Consider the following 3,531-nt stretch of genomic DNA (forward strand, 5'->3'; position numbering starts at 1 on the left):
AAATATAATTATCTGTCCACTATTTACATTCTCAAATGCAGATATCTCTGTAACAATTCTGAATATATTAAAATCAGAAAGGTAAATTCTAATTTCTTTGTAAACTTTTTCGAAAAATCCAATATCAATAATGTAAGTAAGCACTGAATCATCTGATATGATATTAATTGCTTTCTCTAAAAACAGCATAGTTGTATTTATGCTCTTTTTGTTTTTATTATTTTTCAAAAAATCATAGTTATTTTGAAAATAATTAAGCATAGATTTTTTAATAACTTTTGCTTGTCTTGAATAATATGAAACATACGGTGGATTCCCAATCACAATATCAAAACCATTTGTAACCATAAACATATATTCAGCATCAAACCAATCGGCTGAATGATTGACATTAAAGGGATTCCACTCGGCAATTTTATGGGTAGTCTCATCAGAATATCCCAGTTCTTTAAGATTATTCGAAAGTTTTTGCCGTAGTATTTTATCATTTTTTCTTAATCTTGTTTTCTTTTCTCTGGTATCGGCATTAAAATATTCCAGCCGGTTTTGTTTTAGTTTATCTTCTGCTTTTTTGAGTTCTTCGAGACGCCAATCGCTCTGCGGATTTTTTGGTCTCTCAATACTGATAAGTGAATTTGCGGCAACAAATTTTGTCTCCAGGTTCGGGAGTGGTAGAATACCGAAATTTTCTTCATCATCCCAATTTACCTCTTCTTCGGCAATCAGGGAAATAAAGAAACGAAGTTTAGTCAGTTGGATAGCAATCGGCTGGATATCGATACCGTAAATACAATTCCAGAGAAGTCCGAGTTTTCGAGAAAAATTATCTGTATTTACTTCCACATAAGTTTTCATTTCGGCAGGAATTTTTTCAAGCAATTTCTTTTGCCAAATCTTGTTTTTGGGATCGATCCTTTCCAGGACATAAACCATTTTCAGGAGGAATCCCATCGGGAAAGCACCGCTGCCGCAGGCTGGATCGAGCATTTTCAGGTTGAATACAGCATCAATAATTGTTTCAACTTGTTTCTCATCAAAGGGATGGTGCTTTTCAGAGTATGCAAAGGTCAAACGCAGAAGTTCATCGAGGTCTTTCATTCCTTTCAGAGTTTCATCGTGCTCTTTCAAATAATTAGACAGATAAGCGATCAGACTTTCATCGACCATATAATTAACAATTTCTCTTGGCGTGTAATATGAACCGGTTGATTTTCGTGCTGTTGCTCGAGTTTCTTTATTATAAGAAGCGAGCAGATTTTCCAGAACCTGACCGAGAAGTTCCGGATCGAGTGCGATCTCCTGTTCAATCGGAGTATTCTCATCGATCGTGAATTTGTAACCTTGAAAAATATCGAATAATCCTTTTACCTGTATATTTGATTTACTTTTATCATTATAAACTTCTTGAAAATTCTCTTCTGAAGATTCAAAGAATAATTTATCAGGGAAGATCAATTTTTCTCGATTTTTTGAATAATTACTGAAACAGTCCACACAAACTTTTTTGTTGTTTTCATCTTCCGTATCAAGGCATTCAAAAAGTCCTCCGTTCAGAAATGGAGTTTTGGAAAATAACTCTAAGAACTTTTCCGGATTTTTGATATAATCTTGATATCTATATTTTGTATAAACAGTATGTTGCTCGTTATAAAAACCTTTTGGTTTTTGGAGGAAATTTCTTGCGGAAATTTTACAGTTCAGAGTAGCAAAAAAAAGATTTTGCAAAACTGCTTTATAATAAGTCGAGTTTTGAGAATCGTTTTTTATAAGTTCTTCTTCATAAAACTTGCGTGTAAATATTTCATTGGGAACAAGCCCTTTTTCTTTCAAAAACCAGACAAAAAGGATTCTTGAAATAAAACGAATTATACTAATTTCCTGGAAATTTTTTTCCTTGATCTCATCTGGAAATCTGCATTCACGCAAAGCCCGAAAATACCAGTTAGCCAATTCCCGATAAAATTTCTTATTCAGTTCGGAAGTATCCAAAACTTTTTGCCAAGCATTGTGTAGTTGTAGAAAATTTGTAATCTTGTTTTCATCTGTAAGTTTTTCGAGGGAAAGATCAAAGAGGATTTCTATATGCGCTCGATGAGGATTTTTTATATCGATGTCTTTGATAAGAGTAACTTTTTCCAATACATCTTTGTGCTTTTGGATTTTATTCGGTCTGCGATTGATAATAGCAAAGGTAAGTTTGTCTTTGATGATGAATAAAACCATAACCGGCATTTTGAAGTTCTTGTTAATTTCTCGAATAATAGTCGAGAGTTGTCCTCTGGTATAATGATCTTCGTGCAGTTCAATGACCAGGAAAACATAAGAAAGATATTCTTCCCGATTGAATTCATTAACCTGGAAAATTTCCATTTGCTCTGTGATTTTCAGTTCATTCTGGGTGATCTGATAAAGCAGGGGAATATGCAACCAGTTATTTAGAAGGGCTTTATCTTTTCTGAATGTTTCTTTTTCAGTATATGTGTCTAAAAACTCGCTTACTGAATCCTCATCATATTGAATACGAATATTAGATTTGTATCCGAGTTTTTCGAAAAGGTTAAGAGCGTTCTGGTAATTATTTTCGTGGGAGAAATTTTTTAACGCTGTTTCGATACTCTTTTTGTAATCTTTAATATTCATATTTTTTCCTTATTCCAAGTCATTTTTGGATTTGCTCCGCAGCGAAGCGTGGAGCGAAAACAAAAACCTCCTGCTCTTCTCCGCAATCCTCGATGCACACTCGTTCCTCGCTGCGCATCAAGTCTTTTCCGGACTTGCTCCGCAGCGAAGCGTGGAGCGAAAACAAAAACCTCCTGCTCTTCTCCGCAATCCTCGATGCACACTCATTCCTCGCTGCGCATCAAGTCTTGCTTAATTCATAATCGATCAACAAATCAATAAACTCTTTATCATCAATATTTTTTTGATATTCTTCCATTTCATCCTGATAATTAAGGAAATCATCATGATAGTTTTCCAACAATTCTACTGAAAAGAGGGTTCCATTTCTTTTTCCAATATATTCAAGATAATTCGAATATTGCCATTTTTCCAGATCATCTACTAAACCTGCTTTATGCGGATTATTATGAATATATTTACATATTGCTATCAAATATGAATCATTTACAATTCTTTTATTCTGCTGTCTATCCTGAAGTAATTTTCCTTTCAGATTATACTTTGAATTATAATGTAAAGCATAAGAAGTTAATGTGTCATTAAAAATTCGATAAATAGGTTTTTCGGAATTTTGTTTCAAACAAAAATGAAAATGGTTTGGCATCAAACAATAAGCATATACTTCACACGGATATTTCTTAATATCTCGTTTAAATTTAGTTAGAAAGTATTTATAATCATTATCACATTTGAAAAGCAGTTTTCTTTCTGGTGTTTTATTGTAGAAATGAAAAACTGCTCCTTCAATAAATTCTTCTTTTTTGCATTTCATAATATATTCCTTCTTTTGGACTTGCTCCGCAGTGAAGCGTGGAGCGAAAACAAAAACCTCCTGCTCTTCCCCGCAAT

General features: G+C 33.5%; 2 protein-coding genes. Both read right to left on the reverse strand.

The window, feature by feature from the left end; all coding sequences use genetic code 11:
- The coding region (locus ENL20_09805; protein ID HHE38851.1) for a hypothetical protein at positions 1-2,640 on the reverse strand (2,640 nt) is incomplete at its 3' end.
- Positions 2,641-2,860: 220 nt separating this feature from the next.
- Positions 2,861-3,454: a hypothetical protein gene (locus tag ENL20_09810; GenBank protein ID HHE38852.1), complete on the reverse strand. Its 594-nt coding sequence runs from the start codon at positions 3,452-3,454 to the stop codon at positions 2,861-2,863.
- Positions 3,455-3,531 lie beyond the last annotated feature (77 nt).

The organism is Candidatus Cloacimonadota bacterium (assembly GCA_011372345.1).
Taxonomy (GTDB): Bacteria; Cloacimonadota; Cloacimonadia; order Cloacimonadales; family TCS61; genus DRTC01.

Bases quoted from the DNA above. Each gene is read 5' to 3' on its own strand.
- ENL20_09810 (HHE38852.1), bottom strand. From the start codon at position 3,454: ATGAAATGCAAAAAAGAAGAATTTATTGAAGGAGCAGTTTTTCATTTC.